The organism is Pseudomonas sp. H2_A10 (assembly GCF_054680085.1).
On the sequence record NZ_CP162821.1, the window covers coordinates 2,608,051 to 2,623,199 of the forward strand.

Sequence of the window (15,149 nt, forward strand, 5' to 3'; positions counted from 1 at the left end):
AAACCCGGGCGAACAGGCTCGTCGCTGTCATCAGACTGACGCACAGCTGTCATGGGCTATTAATCGCCAGGGCGCAAGCTCGCCAAAACAGCGTCGAGGGATGCCCATGACCAGTGCCGAGCTCACCCAGCCCAGCCGTAAACAGCGCGTACGTACTTTATGGATTTCCGATGTGCACCTGGGCACCCGGGATTGCCAGGCCGAACACTTGTCGCAGTTCCTCAAGGGCTACCACGCCGACAAAGTCTACTTGGTGGGTGACATCATCGACGGCTGGAAAATGCGCGGGGGCATGTATTGGCCGCAAGCGCACACCAACGTGATTCGCCGCCTGCTGACCATGGCCAAGCGCGGCACCGAGGTGATCTACGTCACCGGTAACCATGACGAGTTCCTGCGCCGCTATTCCAAGTTGATCCTGGGCAATATCCAATTGGTCGATGAGGCGGTGCACGTGACTGCCGATGGCCGTCATCTGTTGGTGATCCATGGCGATCAGTTCGATGTGATCACCCGTTATCACCGTTGGCTGGCGTTTCTCGGCGACTCGGCCTACGAGTTCACCCTCACCTTGAACCGCTGGCTGAACCATTGGCGCGCACGGTACGGCTATGGCTATTGGTCACTCTCGGCGTATTTGAAGCACAAGGTCAAAACCGCCGTGAGTTTTATCAGCGATTTCGAAGAAGCCATCGCCCACGAAGTGACCAAGCGCGAATTGCATGGCGTGGTGTGCGGGCATATCCACCATGCGGAGATCCGCAAAGTGGGCGAGGTGGACTACCTCAACTGTGGGGATTGGGTGGAGTCGTGCACGGCGCTGATCGAGCACTGGGATGGGCATATCGAGTTGTATCGGCTGGCGGATGCGCAGGCCAGAGAGGCACTGCTCAAGGCTGAGATGGTCGCAAGCTGAAGGCCAACCACAGTCCAAATGAGGGAGGTGGAAAACCCCTCCCTCATTTGAACCGGTTTGTTCAGTTGCAGACGTCGGCGATCGCTTCGGCCAATAGCGCCAACCGCGTTGCATCCGCCCCGGCCACGTTGGCCCGGCCCGAACTGACCATATACACACTGTGCTTCTCGCGCAGTTGCTTGACCTGCTCGGCGTTCAAACCGGTGTAGGAAAACATCCCGCGTTGCGCGCCAATATGCGCAAACCGCTCGGCCAGCCCATGGGGCGCGAGCGCCTCCACCAGCCCGGAACGCAACTGCGCGATCCGTGAACGCATGGCTTCGACCTCGTCGCTCCACTGCTTTTTCAACTGGGCATCACCGAGGATGGTCGCGACCACGGCCGCGCCATGATCCGGCGGCGTCGACCACAGGTTGCGCGCGATATTCGCCAGTTGGCTGCGTACATCCGTCAGCTTCTCGGCATCCGCGGCGCACACGATCAGCGCGCCGACCCGGTCGCGGTACAGGCCGAAGTTCTTCGAGCAAGAACTGGTGACCAGCACTTCCGGCAGTTCGGCGGCAAACAATCGCACGGCCCAGGCGTCTTGCTCCAGGCCATCGCCGAAACCCTGGTAGGCAAAGTCGATCAGCGGCAGCAACTGGCGCTCGCGCACGATCTGCAGCACTTGGCGCCAGTCATCCCGGGACAGGTCGAAACCGGTGGGGTTGTGGCAACAGGCATGCAGCAGCACCACATCACCCTCGGGTACGCGGGCCAATGTTGCCAGCATCGCGGCTACATCCAGGCGGTTGTCCGCGCCTACGTAGGGGTAGTGGCTGACCTTGAGGCCGGCCTTGGCGAAGATGGTTTCGTGGATCGGCCAGGTCGGGTTGCTCAGCCACACGCCCCGGCCGGGCAGGCTGTGGGCGATAAAGTCGGCGCTCAGGCGCAGGGCGCCGGTGCCGCCAGGCGTCTGGGTGGCGCCGGCACGGCGGTCGCGAATCAGCGCGCAATCGGCACCGAGCACCAGTTCGCTGATCAACGCGCCGAAGGCTGCATCGCCGTGGCCGCCGATGTAGGTCTTGGTGGTTTGCCGCTCCACCAGGCGCTGCTCCGCCAGCTTCACCGAAGGGGGAATCGGCGTCAGGCCCTGGTCGTCCTTGTACACGCCCACGCCCAGATCGAACTTGTTCGGGTTGGGATCCTGGGCGTACAGGTCCATCAGCCCCAGGATCGGGTCGCCGGGTACGCGGCCAATGGCATCGAAATGCATTACTTGCGGCCCTCGGCGGTCTTGGCCACTTCGTCGGTGCGCGCGGCCATGATGAAGTCGTTGCGGTGCAGGCCCTTGATCGAGTGGCTCCACCAGGTCACGGTGACTTTGCCCCACTCGGTGAGCAGGCCTGGGTGATGGCCTTCGGCTTCGGAGATTTCACCCATGGCGTTGGTAAAGGCCAGGGCAAACTTGAAGTTCTTGAACAGGAAGACTTTTTCCAGCTGCATCACACCGTCGCGTACTTCGATGTTCCAGTCGGGGATCTGCTTGATCAGTACCGGCAGTTCTTCATCGCTGACCTGTGGGGCATCGGCGCGGCAGGCTTCGCAGTGGGCTTGGTTCAAGGTGGTCATGTGCGGTGTCCTGAATTCGAATGATTGAAGATCAGTGAGCGTCACCCTAAAGCAACGCGGGGCCAGGGAAAAGGCTCACCTGGCCATAAAAATCGTGGTTCACGCGGCTTTGGGTTTGGGCGGGAACTTGGGGGCGTGCAGACCCAGCCGCATGCCGCGTTCGACCATGCCCATGATGTCTTCCTGGGCTACCTCGAACAGGCGCTTGAGCTCGGGCAGCACAAAATAGAGCGGTTGCAGGATGTCGATGCGATACGGCGTGCGCATCGCCTCCAGCGGGTCGAAGGCCTGGTGCTCGGGCTCGGAGGACAGGCTGTACACCGTCTCCTTGGGCGACGACAGGATCCCGCCGCCGTAGATGCGTCGACCCTGGGGAGTGTCCACCAGGCCGAACTCGATGGTCATCCAGTACAGGCGCGCCAGGTACACCCGCTGCTCCTTGGTGGCCGCCAGGCCGAGTTTGCCGTAGGTGTGGGTGAATTCAGCGAACCAGGGGTTGGTCAGCAGGGGGCAGTGGCCGAAGATCTCGTGGAAAATATCCGGCTCTTGCAGGTAGTCCAGTTCTTCACGGGTACGAATAAAGGTCGCCACCGGAAACTGCTTGCTGGCGAGCAATTCGAAAAAAGTCTGGAAGGGAATCAACGCCGGTACCCGTGCGACTTGCCAGCCGGTGGTTTCGGCCAGCACGGCGTTGATTTCGCCCAACTGGGGGATGCGGTCCAGCGGCAGGCCGAGCTTGTCGATGCCGTCCAGGTATTCCTGGCAGGCGCGACCCTCGATCACTTTCAACTGACGTGTGATCAGGGTGTTCCACACCGCGTGTTCTTCCGGCGGGTAGTGGATAAAACCTTGCGCATCGGGCTCGCGGGCCACGTAGTGCGTCTGCTTCATACGGTTCTCCTGCTAGGCATTCGTTCTTGTTATGTCCTGCGATGTACCTATTGATAACCCGTGAAGGGCAGGATTCCACCCGCCTGCGCGGTGTTCTTGTAGGAAAAGACGCGGCTTTTCGTAAAGTATTCGTTACGTTTCTGTAGCCCATCGCCGCGCCGGGCTGTGAAAAGCTCACAGGCTGTAACATAATCTTGACGACTATCTGCGCCCAGCGACAAAAAGACGCGGCGCCTACCCATTGTTCGGGCCTCTTCATGCGTATCAAAGTGCACTGCCAGAACCGGATCGGCATCCTGCGGGACATTCTCAACCTGCTGGTGGAGTACGGCGTCAACGTCGCCAAGGGCGAGGTCGGCGGGGAACATGGCAATGCCATCTATTTGTTTTGCCCGAACCTGGTGAACATGCAGTTCCAGGCACTGCACCCGCAGTTCGAAGCGATTGCCGGGGTGTTTGGCGTGAAAAGGGTAGGGCTGATGCCCAGCGAGCGTCGACACATGGAACTCAACGCGTTGCTCGGCGCCCTGGAGTTCCCGGTGCTGTCCATCGATATGGGCGGCTCCATCGTCGCCGCCAACCGTGCGGCGGCGCAGTTGCTCGGTGTGCGGGTGGACGAGGTGCCGGGCATTCCGCTGTCGCGCTATGCCGAGGATTTCGACCTGCCGGAGCTGGTGCGTGCGAGCAAATCGCGGATCAACGGCCTGCGGGTCAAGGTCAAGGGCGACGTGTTCCTGGCGGATATCGCGCCGCTGCAATCGTCCGAGCACGATGACAGCGAAGCCATGGCCGGCGCCGTGCTGACCCTGCACCGCGCCGACCGTGTGGGGGAGCGCATCTACAACGTGCGCAAGCAGGAGCTGCGCGGCTTTGACAGCATTTTCCAAAGTTCCAGAGTCATGGCGGCGGTGGTGCGTGAAGCCCGGCGCATGGCACCGCTGGACGCGCCTCTATTAATAGAAGGCGAAACCGGCACCGGCAAAGAGCTGCTGGCGCGCGCCTGTCACCTGGCCAGCCCGCGTGGCCAATCGCCGCTGATGGCGTTGAACTGCGCCGGTTTGCCCGAATCGATGGCCGAGACCGAGCTGTTCGGCTATGGACCTGGCGCGTTTGAAGGCGCGCGGGTCGAGGGCAAGTTGGGGCTGTTGGAACTGACGGCGGGCGGTACGTTGTTTCTGGATGGCGTCGGGGAAATGAGCGCGCGCCTGCAGGTGAAATTGCTGCGCTTTCTGCAGGACGGCTGCTTCCGACGGGTCGGCAGCGATGAGGAGGTGTACCTGGATGTGCGGGTGATCTGCGCGACCCAGGTCGATTTGTCCGAACTGTGCGCCCGTGGCGAATTCCGCCAGGACCTCTATCACCGCCTCAACGTGCTGTCATTGCATATTCCGCCACTGCGCGAATGCCTCGATGGCCTGGCGCCGTTGGTCGAGCACTTTCTCGATCAGGCCAGTCGGCAGATCGGCTGCCCGCTGCCCAGGTTGGCGCCTGCCGCGATGGACAAGCTCAGCCACTACCACTGGCCGGGCAATGTGCGGCAGTTGGAAAACGTGCTGTTCCAGGCGGTGTCGTTGTGCGAGGGCGGGACGGTCAAGGCTGAGCATATTCGCCTGCCGGACTATGGCGTGCGTCAGCCGCTTGGCGATTTTTCCCTGGAGGGCGGCTTGGAGGCGATTGTCGGGCGCTTCGAGAAGGCGGTGCTGGAAAGTTTGTATGCCGAGCACCCCAGCAGTCGGCAATTGGGCAAGCGACTGGGCGTGTCGCATACCACCATCGCCAACAAACTGCGCGATTACGAGATTCTCAAGGCCGACAAATAACCCAAGGTGGGAGGGGGCTACACCCTCTCACATTGATCTGCGCCGTTGCCGTAAGCGGCAGTAGTCCGCCGTTTTTTCGACTATCCCTCCCTCCATATTTTTTAATGCCTTTGCGCAAGCCCCCGTGGTTGCTGGGCTTCGTCCTCTTTTGAAAAGTTGGTTCGCAAATTGCTTAAGCCTCCTCAGTACAGCGGTAGGCGGCAAGCCTGCGTCAGAAAGAGGAAAGAGTGTGGACAAGTACCTTTATGTGGCAATGACCGGCGCCAGCCAGAATGCACTGGCGCAGAAGGCCCATGCCAACAACTTGGCGAACATTTCCACCAACGGTTTTCAGCGTGACCTGGAACAGGCGCGTTCGATGCCGGTGTTCGGTGACAGCTTTCCGGCGCGGGCGTTTGCCATGACCGAACGCCCAGCCACCGATTTCAGCCCTGGCGCGATGATCGAAACCGGTCGTGACCTGGACGTGGCCGTCAATGGTGATGGCTGGATGGCCGTGCAAACCCCGGATGGCGGCGAAGCCTACGTGCGCAGCGCCAGCATGAACGTCGATGCATTGGGCGTGCTGCGTGCCGGTAACGGCATGCCGATCATGGGCAACGGTGGGCCGATTGCCGTACCGCCGCAGCAGAAGATTGAAGTGGGCGCCGACGGCACCATCAGCATTCGCGCCATGGGCGAAGGCCCGCGCGTGATGGCCGAGGTAGACCGCATCAAGCTGGTCCAGCCGGACCTCAAGAACATGAACAAGGGCCTCGATGGCACCATCCACACCAAGGATGGCCAGCCGGCCGTGGTCGATGCGAGCGTCAAGCTGACCTCGGGTTTCCTGCAGGCGAGCAACGTCAATGCTGTGGAAGAAATGACGGCGGTATTGGCGCTCTCCAAGCAATTCGAGCTGCACATCAAGATGATGAACAGCGCCAAGGAAGACGACCAGGCCATGACTCGCGTCATGCAGATGAGCTAAGTCATTCACTAATTTCGCAGCACGGCGCCAACAAACAGGCGCACAGAGGAGAACAGCATGCTTCCGGCTCTATGGGTTGCCAAAACAGGCCTGTCCGCCCAGGACACCAACCTGACCACCATTTCCAACAACCTGGCCAACGTGTCGACCACGGGTTTCAAACGTGACCGCGCCGAATTCCAGGACCTGCTCTATCAGATCAAGAAGCAGCCTGGCGCCCAGTCGACCCAGGACAGCGAACTGCCGTCGGGCCTGCAATTGGGTACAGGTGTGGCAATTGTCGGCACCCAGAAAAACTTCAGCGCCGGCAACCTGCAGCAGACCGGCCAGCCGCTGGACATGGCCATCAACGGCCGTGGTTTCTTCCAGATCCTTCAACCGGATGGCACCACGTCCTACACCCGTGACGGTACCTTCCACCTGGACTCCAATGGCCAGATCGTCACCGCCAACGGGTTCTCCCTGGAACCGGCCGTGATCGTGCCGGCCGATGCCAAGACCTTCACTGTCGGCAACGACGGCACCGTGTCGATCACCGTGGCCGGCAACCCGGCGTCGCAAGTGATCGGCAACCTGCAAACCGCCGACTTCATCAACCCGGCCGGCCTGCAGGCGATGGGCAACAACCTGTTCCTGGAAACCGCCTCCAGCGGCGCGCCGCAAATCGGCACCCCTGGCCTGAACGGTTTCGGTACCACGCTGCAAAGCACCCTGGAAACGTCCAACGTGAGCACCGTTGAAGAGATGGTCAACATGATCACCACTCAGCGCGCCTACGAGATGAACTCCAAGGTGATCTCCACCGCCGACCAGATGCTTTCGTTCGTAACGCAGAATCTGTAATCAAGTCTATGGGGCGCTCTTGAGGGCGCCTGCAACACCGTGAGGTAGGGTCATGAATCGCTATGTTTCCGTTCTGGCATTGAGTGGGATTGCCGTGCTCGCGGGCTGCGTCGCCCCGACGCCAAAACCCAATGACCCGTACTACGCGCCGGTGTTGCCGCGCACGCCGTTGCCGGCGGCGGCCAACAATGGCTCGATCTACCAGGCCGGTTTCGAACAGAACCTGTACAGCGACCGCAAGGCGTTCCGGGTCGGTGACATCATCACCATCACCCTCAACGAGCGCACCCAGGCGAGCAAGAACGCCAACTCCCAGGTGGGTAAAACCAGCAAGGCGGGCATTGGCCTGACCTCGTTGTTCGGCGCGGTGCCCAACGTCAATAACCCGTTGGGCGATGGCGACCTGAGCCTGAGCGCCGGCTACAGCGGCGACCGTGCCACCAACGGCAAGAGCGCGGCAGGGCAGGGCAACAGCCTGACCGGTTCGATCACCGTGACCGTGGCCGATGTATTGCCCAACGGCATCATCGCCGTGCGCGGTGAGAAGTGGATGACCCTCAACACCGGTGACGAGCTGGTACGCATCGCCGGCATGGTGCGCGCCGATGACATCTCCACCGACAACACCGTGCCGTCCACGCGGATTGCCGATGCACGCATTACCTATTCCGGCACCGGCGCGTTCGCTGATGCAAGCCAGCCGGGCTGGTTCGACCGTTTCTTCCTTAGCCCGCTGTTCCCTTTCTAGGTGGCCACTTTGAAACTCAAACAGCTGATGGCGGCCGCACTCCTGCTCTCGTTGAGCGCTGTCGCCCAGGCCGAGCGCCTGAAAGACATCGCCAGCATCTCCGGCGTGCGGTCCAACCAGTTGATCGGCTACGGCCTGGTGGTAGGGCTCAACGGTACGGGTGACCAGACCACTCAGACCCCGTTCACCCTGCAGACCTTCAACAACATGCTCTCGCAGTTCGGCATCAAGGTGCCGGCGGGCTCGGGCAACGTGCAACTCAAGAACGTCGCGGCAGTGTCCATCAGCGCCGAATTACCGGCGTTTTCAAAGCCGGGCCAGGCGGTGGACATTACCGTGTCGTCCATCGGTAACTCGAAAAGCCTGCGTGGTGGCACCTTGCTGATGACGCCGCTCAAAGGTATCGACGGCAACGTCTACGCCATCGCCCAGGGCAACCTGGTGGTGGGCGGGTTTGACGCCGAGGGCCGTGACGGCTCGAAGATCACCGTTAACGTACCGTCGGCCGGTCGTATTCCCGGCGGCGCCACGGTGGAACGTACCGTGCCCAGCGGTTTCAACCAGGGCAACAGCCTGACCCTGAACCTCAACCGCTCCGACTTCACCACCGCCAAGCGCGTGGTCGACAAGATCAACGATATGCTCGGCCCTGGCGTGGCCCAGGCCATCGATGGCGGCTCGATCCGTGTAACCGCGCCGCTGGACCCAAGCCAGCGCGTGGATTACCTGTCGATCCTGGAAAACCTCGAAGTCGACCCGGGCCAGGCCGTGGCCAAAGTCATCATCAACTCGCGTACCGGCACCATCGTGATCGGCCAGAACGTCAAGGTGTCGCCAGCCGCGGTGACCCACGGCAGCCTGACCGTGACCATCACCGAAGACCCGATCGTCAGCCAGCCCGGGCCGCTGTCCAATGGCCAGACTGCCGTGGTGCCACGCTCGCGGGTCAATGCCCAGCAAGAAGCCAAGCCGATGTTCAAGTTCGGCCCCGGTACCACCCTGGATGAAATTGTCCGCGCGGTGAACCAGGTGGGCGCAGCCCCCGGCGACTTGATGGCGATCCTCGAAGCCTTGAAACAGGCCGGCGCCCTTCAAGCCGACCTGATCGTGATCTGAGGCCATGGTCATGGATATGCGCAAGAGCGGTCTTACCAGCACGGCGGACTCGGGGTCTTACTCCGACCTGAACCGGCTTAACCAGCTCAAGGTCGGTGACGACAAGAACAGCGAAGGCAACATGCGCAAGGTGGCGCAGGAGTTCGAGTCGCTGTTTCTCAACGAGATGCTCAAGTCGATGCGCTCGGCCACCGAGGTGTTGGGCAAGGACAACCCGATGAACACCCCGGCCGCCAAGCAGTATCAGGAGATGTACGACCAGCAATTGGCCGTGTCGATGTCCCGCGAAGGCGGCGGTATCGGCCTGGCCGACGTGCTGATGCGCCAGATGCAGAAGAACAAACCGGTGGACGCCCAGGCGGCCACCTTGCAGGGCCCGGCGGCTGCCGAGCCTGCGAAAAAAGCCGATGTGCCGACCGAAATTGCCGCCGGCACCCAGGCCACCGGGCCGCTGGGCCGCTCCAATGGTCAGCGCCCGCTGTGGGCTTACCGCGTAGCCGAGCCCCAGGCCGGTGCCGCTGCTGCCCACAGCAACGACATGGAGCTGATGAACCAGCGCCGTATCGCCTTGCCGAGCAAGCTGACCGATCGCCTGCTCGCCGGCATCGTGCCGACCACCCAGGCCGCCAGCGAGGCCAAGGCCGCGCCGCTGCGTAACAGCGCCTTGCAAGACAACGTGGTCAACAGCGCCGCGCGCAGCTTTGCCGTGCCCAGCGACCGCATGCAGATCTACAGCCGCGCCGTGGCCCAGCCGCCATTGGCGCCGGCGAAAAAGGCGTTCAGTTCACAGGATGAATTCGTCGCCACCATGTTGCCGATGGCCAAGGCGGCCGCTGCGCGCATCGGTGTCGATCCGAAGTACCTGGTGGCCCAGGCCGCCCTGGAGACCGGTTGGGGCAAATCGGTGATGCGCGCCGAGGACGGCAGCAGCAGCCACAACCTGTTCGGCATCAAGGCCGGCCAGAGCTGGCAGGGCGGCCAGGCACGTGCGATTACCAGCGAGTTTCGTGATGGGGCGATGGTCAAGGAAACGGCGCAGTTCCGCTCCTACGACTCCTACCAGGACAGCTTCCATGACCTGGTGACTTTGCTGCAAAGCAATGATCGCTATAAAGAAGTACTGAAGTCGGCCGACAACCCGGAACAGTTTGTGCGCGAGTTGCAAAAAGCCGGTTACGCCACCGACCCGGCCTACGCCAGCAAGATTTCGCAGATCGCAAAAACGATGAACAGTTACCAGAATTACGCTGCCGCTGGCGCGACCACTCATTTATAAGGTCTGAACCATGAGTTTGCTCAATATCGGGATGTCGGGTCTTAACGCCGCTCAAGGATCGTTGTCGGTCTTGAGTAACAACATCGCCAACGTTAATACGCCGGGCTATTCGCGCCAGCAGAGCAGTCAGACCGCCAATGCGTCGAACCAGTTCGGCGGTGTGTTTATCGGCAGCGGTACGACCCTGGCGGATGTGCGCCGGGTGTACAACGAGTACCTCGATGCCGCGTATCAGAACAGTACCTCGCTGAGTGCCGATGCCAATGCGTACCTGGGTCAGGTCAGCAGCGTGGACAAGCTGTTGTCGGATCGCACCACGGGCATGTCGTCGGTCCTCAGCACGTTTTTCGCAACGTTGCAGACGGCGTCTTCGAACCCCAATGATCTTTCGGCCCGGCAGCTGCTGGTTGCCAATGCCCAGACCCTGACCAATCGCTTCAACTCGCTGTCGACGCAACTGACCCAGCAAAAAGAAACCATCAATAGCCAGTTGAGCACGATGAGCGATCAGGTCAACCAACTGACGTCTTCGATCGCTTCGCTCAACAAGCAGATCAAACAGGCCCAGGGTTCGGCCAGCAGCCCACCGGCTAACCTGCTGGACTCGCGAAACGAGGCCGTGCGTGCGCTCAACGAGCTGATCGGCGTGACGGCGACGGAAAAGAACGGCCAGTTCAGCATTAACACCGGTACCGGGCAGTCGCTGGTGGAAGGCGGTATTTCCAACACTATTTCGGCGGTGCCGAGCAAAAGCGATAACAGCCAATACACCATTCAGTTGAATGTCAGCGGCACCACCCTGGACCTCGGTTCGGTCGTCACCGGCGGCAGCATTGGTGGCCTGTTGCGTTATCGCAGCGATGCGTTGATGCCCGCCATCAATGAGCTGGGCCGTCTGGCCGTGGCCACCGCGGACACCGTCAACAATCAGCTGGGCCAGGGCCTGGACCTGAACGGTGAATTCGGCACCTCGCTGTTCAAGGACATCAACAGTGCCACGGCCATCGCTTCACGCAGCCAGGGCGCGTCGGGTAACAGCGCGACGGCAAGCAACCTGAACGTGACGATCACCGACAGCAGTAAGCTCACGACATTCGACTACAAGGTCACCTTCAGCGACCAGGCCAACCCGAACATGGTGACGGTGCTGCGCTCCGACGGTAAGGCCATGGGCACCTTCGACATCACGGCCGCGAACCAGGTGCCGATGGACGGCTTCACTCTGGCGCTCGATGGTAAGGGCACCATGAGCTACCCGGACAGCTTCAAGGTCAGTCCAACCGCCACCGGGGCCAGCGCCATCGGAGTGGATATGGTCGATGCCAACAAGCTCGCGTTTGCCGGGCCGCTGATTGGCGAAAGTGGCAAGACCAACGCTGGCACGGGCACGTTTACCCAGCCGTCGTTGACCGTGCCGCTGGATATCCACGGGGGCGCTGCGACTGCGCAGTTGCGTACGGATATCAAAGCGCTGATGCCGGTAAAAATGGTCTTCGACAAGCCGGCGGCGGATGGCACGCAGTCGTACACGATCAGCAATGCCCAGGGCAAACCGCTGGGTACCGGCACCATCATTCCGGGGCAGGGCAACAAGATCACCGTGAATGTGCCCGAACTGGACGCCACTGGCGCCGTGATCCCGGGGTCCGGTTTCAAATTCGACACCACCATCAACGGTTCGCCGGCGGGTGGTGACAGCACGACCTTTTCGTTCAACAGTGGCGGCAAATCCGATGGCCGTAACGCTCAGCAGTTGCTCGATCTGCAGACCAAGGCCACGGTCGGCCTGGGCGACGGTAACGTCGGGGTGAGCCTGACCGGCGCCAACAGCCGCCTGGTTTCCCAGGTGGGTGCCAAGGCGAACCAGTCTGGCGTTGATGTTTCCGCGACAGGGGCGTTGCTGGCAGCCAACAAAGCCGCGCGTAACTCGGTGTCCGGGGTCAACCTGGATGACGAGGCGGGCGACATGATCAAGTTCCAGCAGTACTACACCGCATCGTCACAGATCATTAAGGCTGCGCAAGAAACCTTCACCACATTGATCAATAGCCTTTAAGGGAGCCTGGGAAGATGCGTATTTCTACACAGCAATATTTCGAAACCAGCTCCGCCAACTACCAGCAGAATTATTCCAGCGTGGTGAAGGCCCAGGATCAGGCCAGCAGCGGCGTGCGCGTGCAAACGGCGGCGGATGATCCGGTGGCGGCGGCGCGGTTGCTGATGCTGCAACAGCAGAAAGATATGCTGGCGCAGTTCAATGGCAATATCGACACGCTGAAAAATTCATTGAGTACCGAAGACAGCGTGCTGGAAAACATCAATATCGCTGTGCAGAAGGCCAGTGAGTTGGCCCTGAAGGCGGGTAACGTGGGTATCAGTGATGCCGACCGCAAGTCGATTGCAGCTGAGGTCGGTTCCCTTGAAGACCAGATCATGGGCCTGCTCAACACCAAGGACGCCAGCGGCAATTACCTGTTTTCCGGAAGCAAGACCGATACCCCGCCGTATTCGCGCAACAACGACGGCACCTACACGTATAAGGGCGACGACACTCCGCTGACCCTGAAAGTGGCAGAGAACTTGTCGATTTCGATGGGTGATACCGCCAAGAGCATGCTTGAGACGGCCGCCAACACCGGGCGTACGCAAGCCACGCGCGTGCTGCCGAACCCGCTTGTGGATGTGGATGACGGTAAAGTCACCGTGTCGGCGGGCCTGATCGCTTCAGGCACCACCAGCGTTAAATTTGCCGACGGCCAACCGTATAAGCTGACGTTTGTCAGCAGTACGCAGTACACCGTCCAGGACGCCGCCGGCCAGGACATCACCGCCGAGATCCCGGGCAACGGCACCTTCGATTCCACCAAGGAAGGGGCTTCCACCATCAACCTGCGTGGGGTCAAGTTCGATATCGGCTTGAACCTGGGCCAAGGCGTATTGCCGGGCGCGCCGTCGGACGCCGTGGTCGCGGGACGTGAGTTCAGCCTCTCGATCAAGCCAGACTCGTTCAGCGTATCCCGTACGCCGAGCAACCCGAGCACGGCGCAGTTGACGGGCGGCGCAGTGACCGATCCGGCGGCCTATTCGAGTACCTTTCCCAACTCCGGCATGGTGGTCAAGTTTGGCGCGGCGGGGGCTTACAGTGTCTATGCCCAGCCATACACTGCCGACAGCAAAGCGATTGCCAGCGATACACTCGCCGCCGGTGCCACCTCAATCACAGTGGCGGGCGTCACGCTGGGCGTGAGTGCCGACCCGCAAGACGGTGACCAGTTCCTGGTCGGTGCCACCAGCAACAAGAATGAAAATGTGCTCGATACCCTGGGGCGTCTGCGTAAAACCCTGGAGACACCGTCGGATGGCAACCCGGCAGCGCAAAAGGAACTCAAGGATGTGGTGGCCAGGTCCATCGGTAACCTGACCAATGCCTACAGTCAGGTCGACCAGATCCGCGGGGGCATCGGTGCGCGCCTCAATACCCTGGATATTCAGGTGCAGGAAAACACCAGCCTCAGCCTGGCCAACACCACCACCATGAATTCGTTGGGCAATGTCGACTTCGCCGAAGCCGCCATCAACCTCAGCCTGCAACAAACCATGCTGCAGGCGTCGCAGCTGGCGTTCGTGAAAATCTCGCAGTTGAGCCTGTTCAACAAGATGTGATCGGCGCTCTGTCATGCAATGGCCCAGCCTGGAAACAGGCTGGGCCATTGTCGTTTTCGCGGCTTAATTGTTTGAAGGTTTTGCATAAACCACACACAATTAGGTGACCTGTGAGTCATAAAGCGCATCTTCACTGTATCGTGTGAAAAGGATAAGTCGTCACAGGGTCCTTGCGGGGCGGCTTTCAGTGAGATTGTTACGGGGTTATCCCCTTTATTGTCAGCACTCCAGGCGTAGCCCGAGGGGTGTTCTCCAGCTATTTAGTATTGGGAAGCCACAATGATTGGCATAAAAAGCATCGCCAGTTACGTGCCGGTAGACGGGATCGATAACTACGCCCAGGGTGCCAAATTCGCCAAGGATGAAGAATTCATCATCGGCAAGATCGGTTCCGCGTTCCTGCCGCGCAAGGCAGCTGCGCAGGAAACCTCCGATCTGTGTGTCGAGGCGGTCAACGCTTTGTTTGCCAACAACCCGGATTTGAAGCGCGAATCGATTGACGCGCTGATCGTCGTCACCCAGAACGGTGATGAAGAGGGCTTGCCCCACACAGCGGCCATCGTCCAGGACAAACTGGGCCTGCCGACCCACGTTGCCGCGTTTGATATTTCCCTGGGCTGCTCCGGTTATGTCTACGGCATCTACGCGATGAAGGGCTTCATGGAAGCCGCCGGCCTGAAAAACGGCCTGCTGGTCACCGCCGACCCGTACTCCAAGATCGTCGACCCGGAAGACCGCAACACCACCATGCTGTTCGGCGATGCCGCCACCGCCACCTGGATGGGCGAAGACGCCTCCTGGCAGCTCGGCAAGGCCAAGTTCGGGACCGACGGTTCCGGCGCGCCGCACTTGAAGGTCAGCGACGGCGTGTTCTTCATGAACGGCCGCCAGGTCTTCAACTTCGCCTTGCTCAAGGTGCCGGCGCATCTGCACGAGCTGCTCAACGAGTCTGACCTCAAGGCCGATGAGATCGATGCGTTCTGTATTCACCAGGGCAGCGCGGCGATTGTCGACGCCGTGGCGCGCCGTTTCGAAGATGCACCGGTGGACAAGTTCATCAAGGACATGGTCGAGACCGGTAACACCGTGTCGTCGAGCATTCCGTTGCTGCTGGAAAAGCACGTGATGGATGCCACCTGGAAACGCGTGGCAGTCAGTGGTTTTGGCGTGGGGTTGTCGTGGGGGTCGGCGATTCTTTATCGTCCGTGAGGCTGTCGTAGACCGCGTTCACCGCAAAAGCAAACGCCGATGATCAAAAGATCATCGGCGTTTTTTATTTGGCGCCAAAAAAACCC

13 protein-coding genes are annotated in these 15,149 nt (G+C 60.8%); 10 read left to right on the forward strand and 3 right to left on the reverse strand.

Annotated features, from left to right (window positions below; all coding sequences use genetic code 11):
• Positions 1-106 precede the first annotated feature (106 nt).
• Positions 107-916 (forward strand): UDP-2,3-diacylglucosamine diphosphatase, encoded by an 810-nt coding sequence (locus AB4O23_RS12190; protein ID WP_065878084.1) that lies wholly within the window; start codon positions 107-109, stop codon positions 914-916.
• Positions 917-977: 61 nt separating this feature from the next.
• Here the strand turns inward: AB4O23_RS12190 and AB4O23_RS12195 are convergent, their stop codons facing one another.
• From AB4O23_RS12195 to phhA, 3 genes are all read right to left on the reverse strand, one after another.
• The gene (locus AB4O23_RS12195; RefSeq protein WP_017527598.1) at positions 978-2,171 is read right to left on the reverse strand and encodes an amino acid aminotransferase; all 1,194 of its coding nucleotides are present in this window, start codon (positions 2,169-2,171) and stop codon (positions 978-980) included.
• Positions 2,171-2,527, reverse strand: a complete 357-nt coding sequence (locus AB4O23_RS12200) for a 4a-hydroxytetrahydrobiopterin dehydratase (RefSeq protein WP_003192995.1) — start codon at positions 2,525-2,527, stop codon at positions 2,171-2,173. Before AB4O23_RS12200 ends, AB4O23_RS12195 begins: the two co-directional genes overlap by 1 nt.
• A gap of 99 nt (positions 2,528-2,626) precedes the next feature.
• Positions 2,627-3,418 carry a phenylalanine 4-monooxygenase gene (gene phhA / locus AB4O23_RS12205; RefSeq protein WP_065878082.1) on the reverse strand — a complete coding sequence of 264 codons (792 nt, stop codon included), beginning with the start codon at positions 3,416-3,418 and terminating at the stop codon, positions 2,627-2,629.
• Positions 3,419-3,675: 257 nt separating this feature from the next.
• Between phhA and AB4O23_RS12210 the strand changes: the two genes are divergently transcribed.
• The 9 genes from AB4O23_RS12210 to AB4O23_RS12250 all read left to right on the forward strand — a co-directional run bounded on the left by AB4O23_RS12210 (position 3,676) and on the right by AB4O23_RS12250 (position 15,063).
• Positions 3,676-5,238: a sigma-54-dependent transcriptional regulator gene (locus AB4O23_RS12210; protein ID WP_460063339.1), complete on the forward strand. Its 1,563-nt coding sequence runs from the start codon at positions 3,676-3,678 to the stop codon at positions 5,236-5,238.
• A 229-nt stretch (positions 5,239-5,467) separates the two neighbouring features.
• Entirely contained in the window at positions 5,468-6,208 is a 741-nt protein-coding gene (locus AB4O23_RS12215) for a flagellar basal body rod protein FlgF (protein ID WP_017527601.1), read from the forward strand.
• Positions 6,209-6,265: 57 nt separating this feature from the next.
• Entirely contained in the window at positions 6,266-7,051 is a 786-nt protein-coding gene (gene flgG / locus AB4O23_RS12220) for a flagellar basal-body rod protein FlgG (protein ID WP_017527602.1), read from the forward strand.
• A 52-nt stretch (positions 7,052-7,103) separates the two neighbouring features.
• A complete protein-coding gene (gene flgH, locus AB4O23_RS12225) occupies positions 7,104-7,799 on the forward strand; it encodes a flagellar basal body L-ring protein FlgH (RefSeq protein WP_010208725.1) in 696 nt (231 codons plus the stop codon).
• A gap of 27 nt (positions 7,800-7,826) precedes the next feature.
• Entirely contained in the window at positions 7,827-8,915 is a 1,089-nt protein-coding gene (locus tag AB4O23_RS12230) for a flagellar basal body P-ring protein FlgI (RefSeq protein WP_032883431.1), read from the forward strand.
• Positions 8,916-8,919: 4 nt separating this feature from the next.
• Positions 8,920-10,191 carry a flagellar assembly peptidoglycan hydrolase FlgJ gene (flgJ, locus tag AB4O23_RS12235; RefSeq protein WP_032883425.1) on the forward strand — a complete coding sequence of 424 codons (1,272 nt, stop codon included), beginning with the start codon at positions 8,920-8,922 and terminating at the stop codon, positions 10,189-10,191.
• Positions 10,192-10,201: 10 nt separating this feature from the next.
• Positions 10,202-12,247: a flagellar hook-associated protein FlgK gene (gene flgK / locus AB4O23_RS12240; protein WP_068938085.1), complete on the forward strand. Its 2,046-nt coding sequence runs from the start codon at positions 10,202-10,204 to the stop codon at positions 12,245-12,247.
• A gap of 14 nt (positions 12,248-12,261) precedes the next feature.
• Entirely contained in the window at positions 12,262-13,854 is a 1,593-nt protein-coding gene (locus AB4O23_RS12245; RefSeq protein WP_135196174.1) for a flagellar hook-associated protein 3, read from the forward strand.
• A 279-nt stretch (positions 13,855-14,133) separates the two neighbouring features.
• Positions 14,134-15,063, forward strand: coding sequence for a ketoacyl-ACP synthase III (locus tag AB4O23_RS12250; protein WP_116079412.1), 930 nt, complete (start codon positions 14,134-14,136; stop codon positions 15,061-15,063).
• The last annotated feature ends 86 nt before the right edge of the window (positions 15,064-15,149 follow it).

Coding starts and splice junctions, on each gene's coding strand:
- flgG (WP_017527602.1), top strand. CDS start 6,266: ATGCTTCCGGCTCTATGGGTTGCCAAAACAGGCCTGTCCGCCCAGGAC.
- AB4O23_RS12230 (WP_032883431.1), top strand. CDS start 7,827: ATGGCGGCCGCACTCCTGCTCTCGTTGAGCGCTGTCGCCCAGGCCGAG.
- flgJ (WP_032883425.1), top strand. CDS start 8,920: ATGGTCATGGATATGCGCAAGAGCGGTCTTACCAGCACGGCGGACTCG.
- flgH (WP_010208725.1), top strand. CDS start 7,104: ATGAATCGCTATGTTTCCGTTCTGGCATTGAGTGGGATTGCCGTGCTC.
- AB4O23_RS12195 (WP_017527598.1), bottom strand. CDS start 2,171: ATGCATTTCGATGCCATTGGCCGCGTACCCGGCGACCCGATCCTGGGG.
- AB4O23_RS12190 (WP_065878084.1), top strand. CDS start 107: ATGACCAGTGCCGAGCTCACCCAGCCCAGCCGTAAACAGCGCGTACGT.
- flgK (WP_068938085.1), top strand. CDS start 10,202: ATGAGTTTGCTCAATATCGGGATGTCGGGTCTTAACGCCGCTCAAGGA.
- AB4O23_RS12210 (WP_460063339.1), top strand. CDS start 3,676: ATGCGTATCAAAGTGCACTGCCAGAACCGGATCGGCATCCTGCGGGAC.
- AB4O23_RS12200 (WP_003192995.1), bottom strand. CDS start 2,527: ATGACCACCTTGAACCAAGCCCACTGCGAAGCCTGCCGCGCCGATGCC.
- phhA (WP_065878082.1), bottom strand. CDS start 3,418: ATGAAGCAGACGCACTACGTGGCCCGCGAGCCCGATGCGCAAGGTTTT.
- AB4O23_RS12245 (WP_135196174.1), top strand. CDS start 12,262: ATGCGTATTTCTACACAGCAATATTTCGAAACCAGCTCCGCCAACTAC.
- AB4O23_RS12250 (WP_116079412.1), top strand. CDS start 14,134: ATGATTGGCATAAAAAGCATCGCCAGTTACGTGCCGGTAGACGGGATC.